Source organism: Candidatus Palauibacter polyketidifaciens (assembly GCF_947581785.1).
GTDB lineage: Bacteria > Gemmatimonadota > Gemmatimonadetes > Palauibacterales > Palauibacteraceae > Palauibacter > Palauibacter polyketidifaciens.
In genome coordinates this window covers 1-16,587 of record NZ_CANPVO010000008.1, presented here as the reverse complement: position 1 = coordinate 16,587, position 16,587 = coordinate 1, and the positions used below count along the sequence as shown (strand labels likewise).

The following is a 16,587-nucleotide window of genomic DNA, read 5'->3' as shown; positions in this document are numbered from 1 at the left end:
GGCCGTGGTGTGGGAGGTTACGGTTGCCGGTTTCGAGACAAGTGTCAAGACCCGCCCTGCGTTTCCTCGACGGACTCGTACCAAGTGGCGCTACCCGCCATCCCGAGGGGTTCCAGGAGCGTTCGGTGGAAGCGCTCGATGAAGCCGTTCGACTGCGGACGGCGCACCGTCGTCTTCCGGTCCTTGATCTCGTCGAGATTGAGGCGTTGGTCGACCGGGCCTAGTATGGCGGCGAACCGCACCTCGATCGATCTTATGGTGCAGGCCTGTTCGATGGCTTGGCTAAAGCCCGTCACCGGGAGATCACGAACTGTGCCTGCCGAGCGACCGACTCCTCGACGCGTTACCCAGCGAACGTCTGAACCGCGAGAACCGCATGAAGCACAAGAAGCAGCACTGGGTACCTCGTTCCTACTTGGCGGCGTGGTGCGATCCGGCAACACCAGAAGGCCAAACACCCTACGTGTGGCGGTTCGCCAAGGACGGCAAGTCGAGCAAACGGAAAGCTCCCAAGAACATCTTCCACGAGACCGACCTCTACACCATTTCACTCGACGACGGACGTCGCGAACTTGCCGTTGAGCAGGGGTTGGCTGAATTGGAGTCCGAGTTTGTGCGCATTCGAAACGATGTGCTTGCCACTGCGAAGAGCCTCGAAGGAAGGGATCACATGCTCCTGTGCGCGTACGTTGCCGCGATGCAGGCTCGGAGTCTACCTCACTTGAATCACTGGAAGAAACAGTTTCAGGGTGCACTGGCCCGAATGGATGAAATGCGGAAGTCGATGCGCGCGCGCCCACCTGAGGAGCGAGCGGCCCGCAGGGCATATCCACCGGCAAGTAGCACCACGTCCGCCAGCTATGAGGACTTCAAGACGTCCGTAGAGGGTCCGGTAGCTCAATGGGTCGTTTTTGCGATTGAGACTCAACTGCCATGGTTGATTCAAATGCGCCTTCGGGTGCTGACCACTGATGACGATGTCGGCTTTATCACGTCGGATCGACCGTGTGTCTGGTTCGACCCAGAAGCCTACCGGCTCCCTTGGCACCTTCGATCTCCTGGTTTGGCAGTCTCGACGATTGAGATCACCCTTCCCATCTCCCCGACGCAGATGCTCCTGCTTACTCACGGCACCGAGGGAGGTGGCCATGTGCCTGTTCCTCGGTGGCAAGTGGATGAGTTGAATCGCCGGACGCGCTTTCACGCGGACGAGTACTTCGTCGTCAATCGCAACGAAACCAAGAGGGTCTGGTTCAAGTCTGGGCGGCCGCTTCGAAACGCCTGGCGCCAGCATCGGCGTTCCAAGACTCTGGGCCGCTCAGCAGGGGCGTGACGCGTTTCTTGGGGATGGCTCAGGGATCGTGGGGTCGCCGTCACGCTGGATCGGAGCGTGTCCGTCTGCGGGAAGGTTTCTGCGCGGCATGTGGATCCGTGGCCGCTGGCGCGGCCGACGGGTGGCATGTAACTGCCGCATGTTGACCGGGCCGGGGCGCCCGGATTTGGCTACGACCGCCTTTGGCGGCCCGCCTAATCTCGGGGGACGACTTGGATGACCAGGCCCACTTAACAGTACGCCCGGCCAAACATGACAAGGCGGGCGGGAAAATCGGGGCGCCCGGATTTGAACCGGGGACCTCTGCGTCCCGAACGCAGCGCTCTACCGGACTGAGCCACGCCCCGAGGGGTACTGCGGACCGCGCGTTGGGCGCGGGGGCCGGGCTCGCGCGCGAGCCGGCGGCGAAGAAGCGGGTGACCGGATTCGAACCGGCGACCTCAACCTTGGCAAGGTTGCGCTCTACCAACTGAGCTACACCCGCGTGTCCCTGCTTCGTCTCCCTCCGAAGCCTCCGGCCTGCCGGCTGTCGGCGGAGGGGTGCTGCCTAAGAGCCACCGGTCGGATTTGAACCGACGACCGCCGCATTACGAATGCGGTGCTCTACCCCTGAGCTACGGTGGCGAGCCGTCGGCCGCTACCCGGGGCGAACCCGGCGAGAGGGCTCGCGGGGGGTGCCGGGGGTGGACGCGACGACGAAAAAGTGGAGCCGGCGGGATTTGAACCCGCGACCTCTTGAGTGCGATTCAAGCGCTCTCCCAAACTGAGCTACGGCCCCTCGTTCGACTCCCTTGGTACCTCTGGGGACGGGGCTGACGGGATTTGAACCCGCGACCTCCGGTGTGACAGACCGGCACTCTAACCAGACTGAGCTACAGCCCCCTGCAGCGGCGTTTCGATGGGGCCTACTGGACTCGAACCAGTGACCTCTACGATGTCAACGTAGCGCTCTAGCCATCTGAGCTAAGGCCCCCCCGAAGACAAGACGAGCGGACCCCGGGTGGGAGCCCGCTCGGACGACACAATGCTAAAGGAACGAGCCGAATCGGTCAACCTCGGGGGGTGCTCCGGCGGGCGCCGGATCGGCGGGTCCCGGCTACGGTTGCATCCACCGGGGCGGGCTTTACCTTGTTCGCGACCCGGGCTTCCGCCGGCGGAGGCTGCCGGGCGACTCACATCGTCGATTCCCCCTCAGAGAGGCGGATGAAGATAAGCTCTCGCGTGGCCGCGGGCGTCCTCGTCGCGGCCCTCGGCGCCACCGCTCTGGCGCTGTACCGGCCTTCAACCGGCGAACTCGAGATCGCTGCCGCGAGCCTCGATCCGTCCTCCTTCCTGCACGTCCAGGAGAGCGCGGATCCGCAGGCCGCGGGCGAGGGCGAGACGGCGGCCGCGGCCGCGCAGTTCGCCGAAGAGCAGGATCTCGCGACGATGCCGCCGCAGTGGCGCGCGATCTACGATCACGAGAACGCGAGCCGCGGACCCGAGCAGCCGATCCCGTTCAACCACCGCTTCCACGTGACGGACCTCCAGATCGACTGCATGTACTGCCATGTGGGGACGGAGCGGTCGGTGTCGGGCGTCGTTCCGTCGCTCGAGGTCTGCATGGGGTGCCACCGCATCGCGGGCACGGGGCTGCCGCCGGTCGAGGAGCTGCGCCAGTACGAGGCGCGCGGCGAGCCGATCGAATGGGAGTGGGTGTACAAGCTGCCGGAGTTCGTGCAGTTCAGCCACAAGGCCCACGTGCGGAACCTCGAGTGCCAGGACTGCCATGGGCCGGTCGAGGAGATGGACCGGGTCTACCAGTGGGCGCCGCTCACGATGGGCTGGTGCCTCGAATGCCACCGGCAGGCTCCCTTCGAGGGCGATGTCGCGACGGATCACACGCTGGCGCGGGACAACCCGCCGCCGCGGGCGCCGGCGCCTCGTCAGCCCGAGGGGTTCTACCCGAGGGACATCAACACGGACTACGGCCGGACCCGGGCTCCCACGGATTGCGCGGCATGTCACTACTGAACGGGAGCAGCGACGGCTGCGGCGGCTGCGGCTGCGGGGGGACGGGTTCGGGCGCCGCCACGCCGGAGCCGGAGGCCCTGAACGGCGCGGCGGCGAACGGAACGGGGACTTCCCGCCGCCGCTTCCTGAAGGTGCTGGGAACTTCCGGGGCCGGAGCCGCGACGCTGGCGGCGTGCGGGCCGCCGAACTTCGGGGACAAGCTCATCCCCAGCCTCGTCGAGGAAGAGGGGATCACGCCGGGCGTTTCCGAGACCTACGCGACCGTGCTGGCGGATGCGGGGCCGGAACCGGTCGCCGTCCATGCGCAGGTGCGCGACGGCCGCGTCCTCGGCCTGAGCCCCAACGACCGGTTCGGGGGCGGGACGAGCGGCCTTTCGTCGCTCACGCACTCGACGCTGCAGGATCTCTACGATCCGGATCGCGTGAGTCAGCCGCTCCAGCAGAATCCGTCGACGGAGGATGGGGCGCCTCCCTTCCAGTACGCGAACTGGGAAGATGCGACGGCCGCGCTCACGAATGCGGTGCGCGTCGGCGGCGCGGTGCTCCTGACGGGCCGGGTCACGGGGACGACGGGCCGCTTCATCGCAGACTGGGCTCGGGTGATGGGAGTCGAGCACATCGCCTGGGAGCCGTTCTCGAACGACGCGCTGGCGACGGGGACCGCGGACGTGAGCGGCGGCGCGGGCATGCCGCGCTTCGATCTCTCCTCGGCGGACCGAATCGCCTGCTTCGGGGCCGACTTCCTCGGCACCTGGCTCGCACCGACGCAGATTTCCGCAGGTTTCGCGGCTGCGCGGGACATCGACGCCCACCACCACGCGAAGTTCACCTTCGTCGGGCCGCGCCTTTCGCTCACCGGCGCGAACGCGGATGAGTGGGTCGAAGCGCGCGCAGGCACCGAGGGCACCGTAGCGCTCGCGGTCGCCGGCGTCGTGGCCGCCTCACGCGGCGCCGAGCTTCCCGCCGGACTGCCCAATGTGTCGCCGGAATCGGCCGCCGAAATCGCGGGCGTCTCGGCGGACGCGATCCGCGCGCTGGGAGAGGAGCTTGCCGCCGCGGAGAACGCGGTCGCGATTCCGCCGGGGATCGAGTCGCAGGGAGCCGATGCCCGGCAGGCGCAGCAGGCGGTGGCGGCGCTCAACGAGCTCCTCGGCGCGACGGGTCGCTCGGTCTTCCCGGGAGGCGGCGCACCCGAGGGGACGACGGCGAGCTTCGCGGACATGCAGGCCCTGATCGGGCGCATGCGGGCCGGCCAGGTACGGACGCTCATCGTGTCCGGGTGCAATCCCGCCTACGCGCTCCCGGCCGCCGCGGGGTTCGCGGATGCGCTGGCCAACGTGGCGAACACGGTCGCGGTCACGCCGCACCTCGACGAGACGGCCTCGGCCTGCGGCTGGGTGCTCCCGTGCCACCACGCGCTCGAGTCGTGGTGCGACGCCGAACTGGCGGGCGGCGCGATGGCGCTCGGACAGCCGCTCATGCACCCGGTGTTCGACACGCGCCAGCGCGAAGACCTGCTGCTGGACGTCACCAACGCGGCGGGACAGGGCGGCGCGTTCAGCGGGACGGACTACGCGACCGTGCTGCGGAACACCTGGACCGAGCGGCTCGGCGGCCACGCCGCCTGGCTCGATGCGCTCCGGCGCGGCGGCGCCTCGGCGGCGGCATGGGCGGGCGACGGCGACGCGGGGGCCGGTGCGGACGATGCGCCCGCGGGGGGCGACGGCAGCGGCTTCGCGCTCCCGCAGGCGCCCGCCGGCACGCAACTTGTCGTGTATCCGACGGCCCAGTTCTACGACGGCCGGGGCGCAAACCGCTCCTGGATGCAGGAGCAGCCCGACGCGATCTCGAAGGTCGTGTGGAACTCCTGGGTCGAGATGCACCCCGACATGGCCGAGTCGCTCGGCGTCGACCGCGGCGATGTCGTCCGCGTCGAATCCGACCAGGGCGCCATCGAGGCGCCGGTCTACGTGTACCGCGGCATCCGCCCCGACACGGTGGCGATCCCGCTCGGACAGGGGCACACGGAATACGGCCGCCACGCGCGGAACCGCGGCGTGAACCCGCTGGACCTCCTCGCGGCGAACGCGGACCCCGGCTCCGGCGCGCTGGCATACGCCGGGACGGCGGTCACCGTCTCGGCCACGGAGGAGACCGCGCGGCTCGTCGTCACGCAGGGCTCCACCGACGACCTTGACCGCGAAATCGTCCACGCGATGAACGTCGAGGACGCGCTCCACGAGATCGAGGCGCACGACATCGACCTCGTCGAGATGGTCGAGGCCGCGTGGGACTCGGATCCGAACAGCCCGTACCGCTGGGGCATGACCATCGACCTCAACGCCTGCACCGGCTGCGGCGCCTGCGTCACCTCCTGCTACTCCGAGAACAACATCCCCACCGTGGGCGAAGAGCAGGCGGCGCTCCGGCGGGAGATGTCGTGGATGCGGATCCACCGCTTCGAGGAGGAGACGGAGGACGGCGGATTCCAGACGGTGCAGCAGCCGATGCTGTGCCAGCACTGCGGCGACGCGCCCTGCGAGCCGGTGTGCCCGGTCTACGCGACGTACCACAGCCCGGAGGGGCTCAACGTCCAGGTCTACAACCGCTGCGTCGGCACGCGGTACTGCGCGAACAACTGCCCCTACAAGGTGCGGCGCTTCAACTGGTTCAACCACGACAACGAGCGCGGCCGCGAAGGCGGGGCCTTCCCCTGGCCCCTGAACCTCCAGCTCAACCCGGACATCACGGTCCGCGAGGTGGGGGTGATGGAGAAGTGCACGATGTGCGTGCACCGGATCAACAAGGCGAAGATCGACGCGAAGGATGAGGGGCGGATGGTCGCGGACGGCGAGGTGATGACCGCCTGCCAGTCCAGCTGTCCGTCGAACGCGATCACTTTCGGCAATCTCAAGGACCCGGAGAGCGAGGTCTCCCGCAAGGCGAAGAGCGCCCGCGGCTACCACGCGCTCGGTGAACTCGGCGTGCGTCCCGCGATCACCTACCTCGAGGACGTCACGCACAAGCACATGGCGGCCGGCGGGCACGGTGAACCGGCCGCGGCCGGAGAAGGCGAAGAGGCGCACTGATGGCGACCGCGGAGGCGAAGGTGCCCGCCCCCCCGACGCTGGCCGACGCGAACCGCGACATCACGCGGCCGATCGCGATGCCCGAGAAGCGCTTCTATCTCGTGCTCGGGGTCGCGGCCGCGGGTCTCGCCCTCATGTTCGGGGCCTGGTTCTACCAGATCGGGGCCGGCATCGGCGTCGCGGGCATCACGCACCCCGTCTTCTGGGGCGTGTACATCACGACCTTCGTCTTCTGGGTCGGGATCGCCCACTCCGGGACGCTGATCTCGGCGATCCTCTACCTCTTCCGCTCCGGGTGGCGCACGACGATCAACCGCACCGCGGAGGCGATGACGATCTTCGCGGTGATGACGGCGGGGCTCTTCCCCCTCATCCACCTGGGTCGCGTCTGGTACTTCTACTACCTGATGCCGTATCCGTCGCAGCGGCAGATCTGGCCGGACTTCCGGTCGCCGCTCGTGATGGACGTGTTCGCGGTGTCGACGTACCTCACGATCTCCGCGCTCTTCTGGTACACCGGGCTCATCCCCGATTTCGCGATCCTGCGCGACCGGGCGAAGGGCTGGATGTACAAGATCTACGGCGCGTTCTCGCTCGGGTGGCAGGGGACGGTGAGCGAGTGGCGGCACTACCGCCGGATCTACCTCTACATGGCGGGGATCGCGACGCCGCTGGTGCTGTCGGTGCACTCCGTGGTTTCGTGGGACTTCGCCCTCTCGATCGTGCCGGGCTGGCACTCGACGATCTTCGCCCCGTACTTCGTGGCGGGGGCGATCTTCAGCGGGGTCGCCCTCGTGATCACGATCATGATCCCGCTGCGGTGGGCGTTCGGGCTCGAGGCGTACATCACGGAGAACCACTTCGAGAACATGGCGAAGCTGGTGCTCCTCACGTCGCTCATCGTCGGCTTCTCGTACGGGACGGAGTTTTTCCTCGCCTACTACTCGGCGGACCCGATCGAGATCGAGAGCTTCCGCTGGCGGGCGCTGGGGGCCTACGCGCTCCCGTTCTGGGTCATGGTGTTCTGCAACGTGGTCGTGCCGCAGGCGCTATGGTTCAAGAAGGTCCGCACGAGCCTGCCGGCGCTGTTCGCGCTCACGATCTTCGTCAACATCGGGATGTGGTACGAGCGGTTCGTCATCATCGTGACCTCGCTCGCCCACGAGTACGAACCGGGCGGCTGGGGGCTGTACACGCCGAGTTGGGTGGAGATGTCGATTCTCGTCGGCAGCTTCTGCTGGTTCTTCTTCTGGTTCCTGCTCTTCTCGCGCAGCCTGCCGGTGATCTCGATCGCCGAGGTGAAGGAACATCTCGCGCACGAACACGCACACGCACACGGGGATGACGATGAGTAGCGGCGTCCTGGGGCAGTACGACACGCTGCCCGGCACGCTCGACGCCATCGCGCGGCTGCGGGACGCGGGACACCGCGACATCGAGGTCTTCTCGCCGATTCCGTCGCCGGAGATCGAGGAGGCGATGGACATCCACTCCTCGCCGGTGCGCGTGTGGGCGCTGACGGGCGCGATCACCGGGTGTACGCTCGGGGTGCTGCTCACGGCGGGCACCTCGCTGGCCTACCCGCTCGTGACGCAGGGCAAGCCGCTCGTGTCGCTGCCCCCGTTCGTCGTGTTCATGTTCGAGCTCACGGTGCTGCTCACGGGGATCTTCGGGCTCGTTGCGCTGCTCGTGCACACGAAGCGGCCGGTGATCAACCTCGACCCGGCGTATCGAACCTCCTTCTCGGTGGACCGCTGGGGCATCTTCGTCCCGGCCAACGGCGAAGGCACCGCCGCCGCCGAGGCGCTCGTGCGCGAGACCTCCGCGGTGGACGTGGAGGTGCAGGCATGACCGCCCGGGCCGCCGCGACCGTGGTCCTCGCCGCCTTCGCGCTCGGCGCCTGCGACGACCAGATCAAGCATCTGGAGCAGCGGACGCCGTTCTTCAACACGATGTCCTGGCAGCCCTCGGTGGAGGCCTACGAGGAGCGGGCGCGGCTGCCGGTGCCCGGCACGATGCCGATCGACGGCGAGCGCACGTACGACCTGATGGCGGCCGATACCATGCTCGTCAGCCCGATCTCGGGCACCGAAGCCGACCTGGTTCGCGGGGCGGAACTGTACAGCCAGTTTTGCACGCCCTGCCACGGCGTGACGGGGGCGGGCGACGGCTCCGTCGTGGGACAGAACCGGATTCCCGACATCCCGCTCCTCAACATCCGCGGCGAACTCACGCGCGGATACACGGACGGCTACATCTGGGGCATGATCGCGAACGGACGCGGGCTGATGCCGCCCTACCGGCGCATCCCGGACATGGACCGCTGGTACCTAGTCGCGTACGTGCGGCAACTGCAGGCCGAGGCGATGGCCGAGGAAGCGGCAGCGGCCGACGCGGCAGCGGCCGAGGCGGCGGCGGCTGAAGCGGCGGCGGCCGATACGGCAGGAGCCGAGAGCCCCGGGACGGGAGGCGGGCAGTGAGCGGCGGCGGGGACCGCCCGGTCCTCACCACGGAAGAGGCGCTGAAGACGATCAGCGGCCGCATTCCGACCGTGTGGCTCGGGGTATGGCTCGCGGCGGTCGCGGTCGGGGCCGTGGGCTTTGCGACGACGGTCGGCGCGGACGCGCAGCGCGCCTGGATGAGCGTGTGGTCGAATTTCCTCTTCTGGACGGCGATCTCGATGGCGGGCGTCGTCTTCGGAGCCGTCCTCCAGGTCGCGAAGGGGCACTGGGGCAAGAGCTTCCGCCGGCTGGCCGAGGCCGCGGGCGCCTTCCTCCCCATCTCCTTCGCCCTCTTCTTCGCGCTCCGGCTCGGCGCCGAACACGTCTTCCCGTGGATCGGGCCGGTGGAAACATCGCACCTGAACCGCGACTGGCTGACGCTCGAAGGCGTCTTCCTGCGGAACGGGGTCCTGCTCGCCGTGCTCTATCTGCTCGGCTTCGTCTGGCTCTTCTACTCGATCCGGGCGGACGCGCCGCTGGTCGCGGCGGAGAACCGAGGCTGGCGCAAGGCCGTCGTTTCCCTCTTCGCGCGGGGCTGGCGCGGAGACGAGGTGGAGGTCGAGCGCTGCCGAAGCCGGATCGGGCGGCTGTCCGCCGTGCTGATCCTGAGCTGGGCCGTCATCTTCTCGCTCCTGGCGTTCGATTTCGGGATGTCGCTCACGCCGGGCTTCATGAGCATGGTGTGGGGGCCGTACTACTTCATCGGCGGCTGGCTCGGCCTGCTCGCGCTCGTCGCGATCATGGCCCACCGCTACAACGGGGGGACCGGCGGGATCCGGCTGTGGGGGAAGTACGATTTCCACGATCTCGGCAAGCTGACGTTCGCCTTCGTCGCGTTCTGGACCTACCTCTGGTTCGCCCAGTACCTCGTCATCTGGTACGGCAACATCCCGCGCGAGACGAACTTCTTCATGCCCCGTTCGACGGGCGCCTTCGGCTGGATGTTCTGGCTCCAGATGGTGCTCATCTTCGCCCTCCCCTTCCCCTTCCTCCTGGGGCGGAGCCCGAAGATGAGTTCGCGCTGGCTGGCGTTCGTCGGGCTGCTGATCCTGATCGGCTTCTGGGTCGAGCGCTGGAACATGGTGGCGCCGTCGATCTGGCATGGGGAGGGACTGCCGCTCGGGGTGCCGGAAGCGATGATCTCGGTCGGCTTCGTCGGCCTGTTCGCGCTCGCGTACGGCGCCTATTCGACGACCTTCCCGAAGGTTCCGATGCGCGAGACGATTGCGCTGGGGAGCCCCGGCCGCGGCCCGTAGGCTTCCGCCGGTCGCCGCCCCGCGGACGTGGGGGTGCCCCGGCTGCCCTTCGGCGTCTACTTTCAACGCTGGCCGTATGACGTGACGGTGTGGACCTCGCCGATGTGGCGTGGCCTCGTGCCGCGAAGTTCTTGACCGAGGCGGTTTGGATGGAGCTTTCCGACAACTACGAGCAGTTGCTGCAGCGAACGACCGCGACGGTCGAGAAGTACCGCGAGGGGGCCGAGGAGCTGAGGGTGAAGCTCCGCGAGGCCCGCGCCGGCCGAAAGGTTCAGATCATGGCCATGATCGACCGGCTGGAGCGCAAGTACGACGGGGCGAAGACGCGCCTCGAAGAGCTTTCCGACTCCGAGGAAGATGGCAACAGCCAGGCGCTCGGCGTCCTCCACCAGAAGGTGGTCTCGGAACTCTCGGACATGAAGCGGACGATCCAGACCCGAATCCGCTAGAAGCGCCTGAATACGCGGTCGGGGATCAGCGCTTCACCCGCCTCCAGCTTCCGCGCGATCTCGAGGTGGACCTCCTCCAGGAAGAGGAAACGCTCCGGATAGGCGGGGTGCGTGGCGTCCCCGCGATCCCGGATCCCGGCGGCATCTTCCGCCGCCATGCGCCGCCAGAAGCGTGCCACGCCGCGCGTGTCGATGCCCGCCCTGGCGAGGTAGTACATGCCCACGTAGTCGGCCTCGCGCTCCTGGGTCTGGCTGAACTCCCCTGGCGGTGCGACGCCGCCCGCCGCGGCCGCGGCGGCATCGCGAACGGCGCCGCGCAGGCCCCGCAGCCTGTCGTACTCGCGGTCCTGCGCGGAGTGGCCGATGGTGTTGTGCGCCATCTCATGGGCGATGACGAGCTGCAACTCCTCGTCCGATTCCAGGAACCGCAGCAGGCCCGCGTTCACCTGGATCCAGCGGCCATCGGCGGAAGCGTTGATCTCATCGCTCGGCGACAGGTGGATGGGGAAGTCGCAGCCTCGCTCCGCGGTGATCTCCAGCGTCACGCTTTCCCGGCCCCGGCGCACGACCACGGGCAGCGGCTCCCCCGCCCGCCGCCGAACGAGTTGAAAGGCGATCTCGACGGACCCCTGCGCGCCGGACGGCACTTCAACGCCGCCCAGCTCGACGATCACGTCGCCGGGGACGAGGCCGGCCCGCTGCGCCGCGCCGCCGCTCGTCACGCCGATGATCGTGGGCCGCTCTCCGACGCCGAACAGTTCGCGATAGGCGTCGCGTTCCGCCTCGTCCTCGACCTCCTCCCGCGCGAGGTATCGAAATCCGAAGTGGCTCACCTCGTGGCCGCAAAGGGCCGGTCCCTGCCGGAGAAGCGGAAGCGAGACGTCGTCCAGCCGCTGGAGGCGCGCCTCGCGGGTGCGAACGGCCGCCTCCGTCTGCAACGCTCGCTCGCCGGCCACGGAAGGGATGCCGGCCGGCGACGGATCCGAGGCTACGGTGGAGGGCTTGGCGCATGCGGAGATGGCCGCCAGGAAGATGAATCCCGGAAGCAACGAATCTTTCATGGACACCCCCCTCGACACCGCCCCGCGCGCCGACAACGGTCTCCCGGAGACGGCTTCGCAGTACCTTAGCGTGTGCTTATCGGGGTCGAAAGCGACGGGAGCGCGTGGACTCGTCGAGGAGGTGGGGAGTGGGGAGTGGAGAGTGAGTGAGAGCCTGTTGCGCACGCGGGCCGCGGCGGCGCTTCTGGTGGCCCTGGCCGCCGCCGCGTGCGACCGGTCGCCGGCGCCGTTCCACGAAACCCTCCGGCAGAGGGCGGGTGCGGGGGACGCCGAGGCTCTGTCGTGGCTGGTCAGTGCGGCGGAACAAGGTCGCGCCGGGGCCCAGGCGAGTCTCGGCCTGCTCTACCTCGGAGGCGAGGGGGTCGAGAGGGACACGCCCGCGTCGGCGCGCTGGCTGTGCGCGGCCGCCGGACGGGGTAGCGAAGAGGCGTTGGCGGCGATCACCGCCGCCGCGGAGGCCGGCGATCCCGGCCTGCAGAACACGCTGGGCCTGATGCACCTGCACGGGTACGGCGTGCCACGGAACACGGCGATGGCGGTGCGATGGGTCGATGCCGCCGCGACGCTGGGTTACCCGGGTGGCCAGTACAACCTGGCCCTCCTCTACGGCGCGGGCCGGGGCGTCGCGAGGAACGACTCGGCGGCCGTGGCGTGGCTCGAGACGGCGGCTCGGGCGGGACACGCGGGGGCCCGGAACGCGCTCGGCCTGCGGCACCTCGACGGAAACGGCGTGACGCAGGACAGCGACGCGGCCATCCGCTGGTTTCGGGCCGCCGCCGAACAGGGCCACGCCGGGGCCCAGAACCACCTTGGCCAGGCCTATGCGCTGGGGCTGGGCGTGATCCCGGACGACGTGGAGGCGATGTACTGGTTCGGGGCGGCGGCGGAGCAGGGCGATCCCGTCGCTCAGTACAACCTGAGCTTCCTCTACGCCCGGCACGGCAATACGGCCGAGGCCGTGCGGTGGATGCGCGCGGCCGCCGAGCGCGGCTACGCGGACGCGCAGTTCTCCCTCGCGGCCGAGTACATGTCACGCGACATGCACGCCTACGCTTGGCTGCACCTCGCCGCCGAACAGGGACACGAGGAAGCGGACCGGCGCAGGCAGGCCCTTTGGGAGTACATGACGCACGACGACGTGTCGCTGGCCGAAGAACTGAGCGCCGACCTCACGCGCCGAACCGGCGACCCCGACCCGGAACGACAGGCGTGCGGCCGTTGATCCCGGCGCCGGGGCCGCCGAGGGCGTGGTACTCGGCGGTCGTGGATATCCGGACTCTGGAGTGTCGTCAGTCCAGGCGGAGCGCGGCGCGGAGGAGGTGGCGCTGTCGGCGGACGTGCCTGCCGAAGTAGCCCTCCGCGGGGCTCGCGCGTTCGGGGCGGCCGACGTAGACGGGCTCTCGGCCGATGAGTTCTCGCAGGTGGGGGCGCATGAACGTCCAGGCGCCCATGTTTTCAGGTTCCTCCTGAACCCAGCAGATCTCCGCCTCGCGGGGATACGGGGCGAGGGCCGCAGCCAGTTCCTCCGCCGGGAACGGGTAGGGCTGCTCCACGCGCAGGATCGGGATGTCGTGCGCGGGCGGAGCTTCCGCGAGCAGGTCGAAGTAGACCTTCCCGCTGCAGATGATGACCCGGTTCACGCGGGACGGATCGGCTCGGAAGTCGGGGTCCGGAAGCACGGGACGGAAGGCGCCGCCGGTGAGGTCGCCGATCGTCGAGCGGGCGCGCGGGTGGCGCAGCAGGCTCTTCGGCGTCATCACGATCAGGGGACGGCAGGTCGCGCGCAGCGCCTGCCAGCGCAGCGCGTGGAAGTACTGCGCGGGCGTCGTGCAGTTCACGATGCGGATGTTGCCTTCGGCCGCGAGTTGCAGGAAACGCTCCAGTCGGGCGCTCGAGTGTTCCGGGCCCTGCCCCTCGTAGCCGTGCGGTAGGAGCAGGACGAGCCGGGACTCCAGGCCCCACTTCGTGCGGCCCGACACGATGAACTGGTCGATGATCGCCTGCCCGACGTTGCCGAAGTCGCCGAACTGCGCCTCCCACATCACGAGCGCGTTGGCGGCGATCGTGGAGAAGCCGTACTCGAAGCCCAGCGTGGCGATCTCGGATAGGGGGCTGTTCGCGATCCGGAACGCCGCCTGTCCCTCTTCGAGGTGGGCCATGGGCGCGTACGGACGCCCGTCCTCGGCGTCGTGCAGCACGAGATGGCGGTGGCTGAACGTGCCGCGCTCGGTGTCCTCGCCGGTGAGGCGCACCGGCACGCCCTCCGTGAGCAGACCCGCGAGCGCCAACCCTTCCGCGTGGCCCCAGTCGATCCCCTCGTCCAGCGCCGTGCGACGGCGTTCCAGCTGCCGCCCGAGCTTGTGGAACGGCTTGAAGTCCTCGGGCCAACGGTGGATCGCCTCGTTGAGCTCCCGCAGCCGCGCCTCGAGGATGCCCGTCGGACGCGCCGGTTCCGCCGGATCCAGCAGACGCTTCGGGTCCGGCGCCGCGCCCGTCCGCTCGTCCGCTGCCTTGTGCGCGGCGATCGCCCCCCTCGCCGCATCGAGTTCCTCCTCCACATCCGCGACCAGGTCGTCAGCCTCGTCGCGGGTGATGAGCCCCCGCTCGATGACGGCCTCCGCGAACTGCGCGCGCACCCGCGGGTGCGACGCGATCCGCTCGTACATCATGGGCTGGGTGTACGAGGGTTCGTCCCCCTCGTTGTGCCCGTAGCGCCGGTAGCCCACGAGGTCGATGACCAGATCCTCCCCGAACTCGAACCGGTAGTCGATGGCGAGCCGCACCGCGGCCATGCACGCCTCCGGGTCGTCGGCGTTCACATGCACGACGGGGAGCCGGAAGCCGAGCGCGAGGTCGCTCGCATACCGCGTGGAACGGCTGTCGCCGGGAAGGGTCGTAAAGCCGAGCTGGTTGTTCGTGATGATGTGAAGCGTGCCGCCCGTCTCGTAGGCATGCAGCCGGCACAGGTTCAGCGTTTCCGCCACGACGCCCTGCCCCGCGAAGGAGGCGTCGCCGTGGATGATGATGGGGAGGATCGCCGAGGAATCGGAGGCCTCGCCGGTGAAGCGCGCGGCCCGGGCCATGCCGAGGACGACGGGGTTCACGTGCTCGAGGTGGCTCGGGTTGGGGGCCAGCCGCACGTCCAGTTCGACCTCGTCCTCCGCGACCTGCGACCGGCCTCCGACGTGGTACTTGACGTCGCCGGAGCCGTGTTCGGGGAGCGCAGTCATGATGCCGCGCGCGGCCTGTTCCTCGAATTCGGCCACGATCGACTCGTAGGACAGCCCCATGACATGGGCCAGCACGTTCAGGCGCCCGCGGTGCGCCATCCCCACGAACACCTGTCGCGCCCCGCGCCGCCCCGCGCTCCCGATGATCCCGCGCATCATCGGCACGAGCATGTCGAGTCCCTCTACGGAGAACCGCTTCTTCCCGAGGTAGGTGCGGTGCAGGAAGGTCTCGAGCCCCTCCACTCGGGTCAGCCACTCCAGGCACGCCTTCGCCCGCTCGCGGCTCATCAGGAGTCGGTGGCGGTGCGATTCGATGTAGTCCACGAGCCAGTCGCGCTGGGTCGGGTTCTCCACCTGGTCGAGTTCGTAGCCGATCGGGCCGCAGTAGATCTCCTCGAGGCGGTCCACGACCTCGGCGGCGTTGTCACCGAGGTGCTTGAGCCAGACGGCGGAGGCGGGCACGCGTGCGAGTTCCTCGCGGCGGATGCCGTGATACTCCGGTTCCAGCATCGGGTGCCTCGGAGGCTCCGAGCCAAGCGGGTCGATGCGCGCCCCCAGGTGTCCGTACGCGCGGTAGGCCTCGACGAGGGCCCCGGCGATGGCGGCGAGCCGGAGATCCTCCGTCGCCACGACCTCCGCCTCGGCGGGCGTGGGCGCGGGCGGGGGAGGAGCGGGGGGAGGGGGAGGGACGACGGTCCTCGGTGGCGCTTCGAAGACCGCCTCCGCGGATGGGTCCCAGCCCGCGAGCGGGGGAGGGATCACACCCCGGTCGCGCAGCGCCCGTTCGACCAGCCCCTCGGCATACCCCGCGTTGTAGCCGTCCGCGACCCAGCCGTGGTCGGCGGGGATGCGGCTCCCGTCGGCGGAGCGGTTTCCGTCGTCGCTCACCCGGTCGTCGCTCGCTTAGTGGTGGCCATGGCCGTGGCCGTGGCCGTGGCCGTGTTCGACGTTCTCGGCGCCCGCGGCTCCGGAAAGGCTGCGGTGCACGGTGTCGAGCCAGCGTTCCGTCGAGATGAACTGCCAGCTCCAGTCCGCCCACTCCTCGGCGACGCCCTCGCTCTGGATCTCTTCACTGCTCATTCCCGCGTCGATCTTGCCGCGGACCATCGCGATCGTCTCGGTGATCATGCGGTGGTACGTCCGCAGGTCGTCCACGGTGGAGAGCGGACCGTGTCCGGGGATGATGTGGATGTCCGCCGGCACGTTGTCGAGCACCTGTGCCACCGCTTTCTCGAGTCCCTCCACGCTCCCTCCACTGTCGATGTCGACGAAGGGGAAGAGGCCGGAGAAGTAGTCGTCTCCCATGTGGAGGACGTTCGAGCCCGTGAAGTGGATGAGCGCGTCCCCGTCGGTGTGTCCGTGCGGGATGTGGAACGCCCGGATCTCCTCGCCGTTGAAGTGGATGGAGAGGGCGTCGTCGAAGGTGACGACGGGCAGGGCCACGTCGGGCGATCCGCCCGCCTTGAGCCTCGAGCGCACGTTCGTATGCGCGACGATCGTGGAGGCGTCTCCGAACTCGGCGTTGCCGCCCGTGTGATCGCCGTGGAAGTGGGTGTTGAGGATGAACTGCGGTTGCGCCGCCTCCTCCGACTGTCCCACCTCGCGCAGCGCGTCACGGATCTTGTCCGCCAGCGGCGCGAACTGGTCGTCGACCA

13 protein-coding genes and 6 tRNA genes are annotated in these 16,587 nt (G+C 68.9%); 9 read left to right on the top strand and 10 right to left on the bottom strand.

All coding sequences use genetic code 11. The features are described from left to right. Positions 1-44: 44 nt before the first annotated feature. Entirely contained in the window at positions 45-296 is a 252-nt protein-coding gene (locus RN729_RS01465; protein ID WP_310781852.1) for a hypothetical protein, read from the bottom strand. Positions 297-376: 80 nt separating this feature from the next. Here RN729_RS01465 and RN729_RS01460 point away from each other — a divergent pair, with 80 nt between their 5' ends. Next, a complete protein-coding gene (locus RN729_RS01460) occupies positions 377-1,333 on the top strand; it encodes a DUF4238 domain-containing protein (protein ID WP_310781851.1) in 957 nt (318 codons plus the stop codon). A gap of 273 nt (positions 1,334-1,606) precedes the next feature. Here RN729_RS01460 and RN729_RS01455 read toward each other — a convergent pair. The 6 genes from RN729_RS01455 to RN729_RS01430 form a co-directional block, all read right to left on the bottom strand. Beyond that, positions 1,607-1,680, bottom strand: a tRNA-Pro gene (locus RN729_RS01455). Between the two features lie 64 nt (positions 1,681-1,744). Beyond that, a tRNA-Gly gene (locus tag RN729_RS01450) sits at positions 1,745-1,817 on the bottom strand. Positions 1,818-1,885: 68 nt separating this feature from the next. Then, a tRNA-Thr gene (locus RN729_RS01445) sits at positions 1,886-1,957 on the bottom strand. Between the two features lie 80 nt (positions 1,958-2,037). After that, positions 2,038-2,111, bottom strand: a tRNA-Ala gene (locus RN729_RS01440). Between the two features lie 29 nt (positions 2,112-2,140). Next, positions 2,141-2,215 (bottom strand) — tRNA-Asp (locus RN729_RS01435). A 17-nt stretch (positions 2,216-2,232) separates the two neighbouring features. Next, positions 2,233-2,306, bottom strand: a tRNA-Val gene (locus RN729_RS01430). A gap of 230 nt (positions 2,307-2,536) precedes the next feature. Between RN729_RS01430 and RN729_RS01425 the strand changes: the two genes are divergently transcribed. From RN729_RS01425 to RN729_RS01395, 7 genes are all read left to right on the top strand, one after another. Next, the gene (locus RN729_RS01425; RefSeq protein ID WP_310781850.1) at positions 2,537-3,346 is read left to right on the top strand and encodes a cytochrome c3 family protein; all 810 of its coding nucleotides are present in this window, start codon (positions 2,537-2,539) and stop codon (positions 3,344-3,346) included. Next, on the top strand, positions 3,334-6,435 hold the full coding sequence (locus tag RN729_RS01420) for a 4Fe-4S dicluster domain-containing protein (RefSeq protein ID WP_310781849.1): 3,102 nt from the start codon (positions 3,334-3,336) through the stop codon (positions 6,433-6,435). The genes RN729_RS01425 and RN729_RS01420 overlap by 13 nt, the downstream gene beginning before the upstream one ends. Next, positions 6,435-7,790, top strand: coding sequence for an NrfD/PsrC family molybdoenzyme membrane anchor subunit (gene nrfD / locus RN729_RS01415; protein WP_310781848.1), 1,356 nt, complete (start codon positions 6,435-6,437; stop codon positions 7,788-7,790). Before RN729_RS01420 ends, nrfD begins: the two co-directional genes overlap by 1 nt. Next, positions 7,783-8,286 (top strand): DUF3341 domain-containing protein, encoded by a 504-nt coding sequence (locus tag RN729_RS01410; protein WP_310781847.1) that lies wholly within the window; start codon positions 7,783-7,785, stop codon positions 8,284-8,286. Before nrfD ends, RN729_RS01410 begins: the two co-directional genes overlap by 8 nt. Next, complete coding sequence (locus tag RN729_RS01405) at positions 8,283-8,915, top strand: cytochrome c (protein WP_310781846.1); 633 nt, start codon at positions 8,283-8,285, stop codon at positions 8,913-8,915. The genes RN729_RS01410 and RN729_RS01405 overlap by 4 nt, the downstream gene beginning before the upstream one ends. Next, positions 8,912-10,192: a hypothetical protein gene (locus tag RN729_RS01400; protein WP_310781845.1), complete on the top strand. Its 1,281-nt coding sequence runs from the start codon at positions 8,912-8,914 to the stop codon at positions 10,190-10,192. The genes RN729_RS01405 and RN729_RS01400 overlap by 4 nt, the downstream gene beginning before the upstream one ends. Positions 10,193-10,323: 131 nt before the next feature. Beyond that, positions 10,324-10,641, top strand: a complete 318-nt coding sequence (locus RN729_RS01395) for a hypothetical protein (protein ID WP_310781844.1) — start codon at positions 10,324-10,326, stop codon at positions 10,639-10,641. On the opposite strand, the gene RN729_RS01390 is transcribed toward RN729_RS01395, so the two are convergent. Then, positions 10,638-11,702: a M48 family metallopeptidase gene (locus RN729_RS01390; protein ID WP_310781843.1), complete on the bottom strand. Its 1,065-nt coding sequence runs from the start codon at positions 11,700-11,702 to the stop codon at positions 10,638-10,640. The two genes, RN729_RS01395 and RN729_RS01390, sit on opposite strands and share 4 nt — an antisense overlap. Before the next feature lie 142 nt (positions 11,703-11,844). On the opposite strand from RN729_RS01390, the gene RN729_RS01385 reads away from it, so the two are divergent. Then, entirely contained in the window at positions 11,845-12,924 is a 1,080-nt protein-coding gene (locus RN729_RS01385; RefSeq protein WP_310781842.1) for a tetratricopeptide repeat protein, read from the top strand. A gap of 67 nt (positions 12,925-12,991) precedes the next feature. On the opposite strand, the gene RN729_RS01380 is transcribed toward RN729_RS01385, so the two are convergent. Both RN729_RS01380 and RN729_RS01375 read right to left on the bottom strand, forming a co-directional pair. Beyond that, complete coding sequence (locus tag RN729_RS01380; protein ID WP_310781841.1) at positions 12,992-15,820, bottom strand: 2-oxoglutarate dehydrogenase E1 component; 2,829 nt, start codon at positions 15,818-15,820, stop codon at positions 12,992-12,994. A 15-nt stretch (positions 15,821-15,835) separates the two neighbouring features. Beyond that, positions 15,836-16,587, bottom strand: a 752-nt coding sequence (locus tag RN729_RS01375; RefSeq protein ID WP_310781840.1) for an MBL fold metallo-hydrolase, incomplete at its 5' end; no start/stop codon positions are given.

Coding starts and splice junctions, on each gene's coding strand:
- RN729_RS01460 (WP_310781851.1), top strand. CDS start 377: ATGAAGCACAAGAAGCAGCACTGGGTACCTCGTTCCTACTTGGCGGCG.
- RN729_RS01425 (WP_310781850.1), top strand. CDS start 2,537: ATGAAGATAAGCTCTCGCGTGGCCGCGGGCGTCCTCGTCGCGGCCCTC.
- RN729_RS01420 (WP_310781849.1), top strand. CDS start 3,334: ATGTCACTACTGAACGGGAGCAGCGACGGCTGCGGCGGCTGCGGCTGC.
- nrfD (WP_310781848.1), top strand. CDS start 6,435: ATGGCGACCGCGGAGGCGAAGGTGCCCGCCCCCCCGACGCTGGCCGAC.
- RN729_RS01410 (WP_310781847.1), top strand. CDS start 7,783: ATGAGTAGCGGCGTCCTGGGGCAGTACGACACGCTGCCCGGCACGCTC.
- RN729_RS01405 (WP_310781846.1), top strand. CDS start 8,283: ATGACCGCCCGGGCCGCCGCGACCGTGGTCCTCGCCGCCTTCGCGCTC.
- RN729_RS01390 (WP_310781843.1), bottom strand. CDS start 11,702: ATGAAAGATTCGTTGCTTCCGGGATTCATCTTCCTGGCGGCCATCTCC.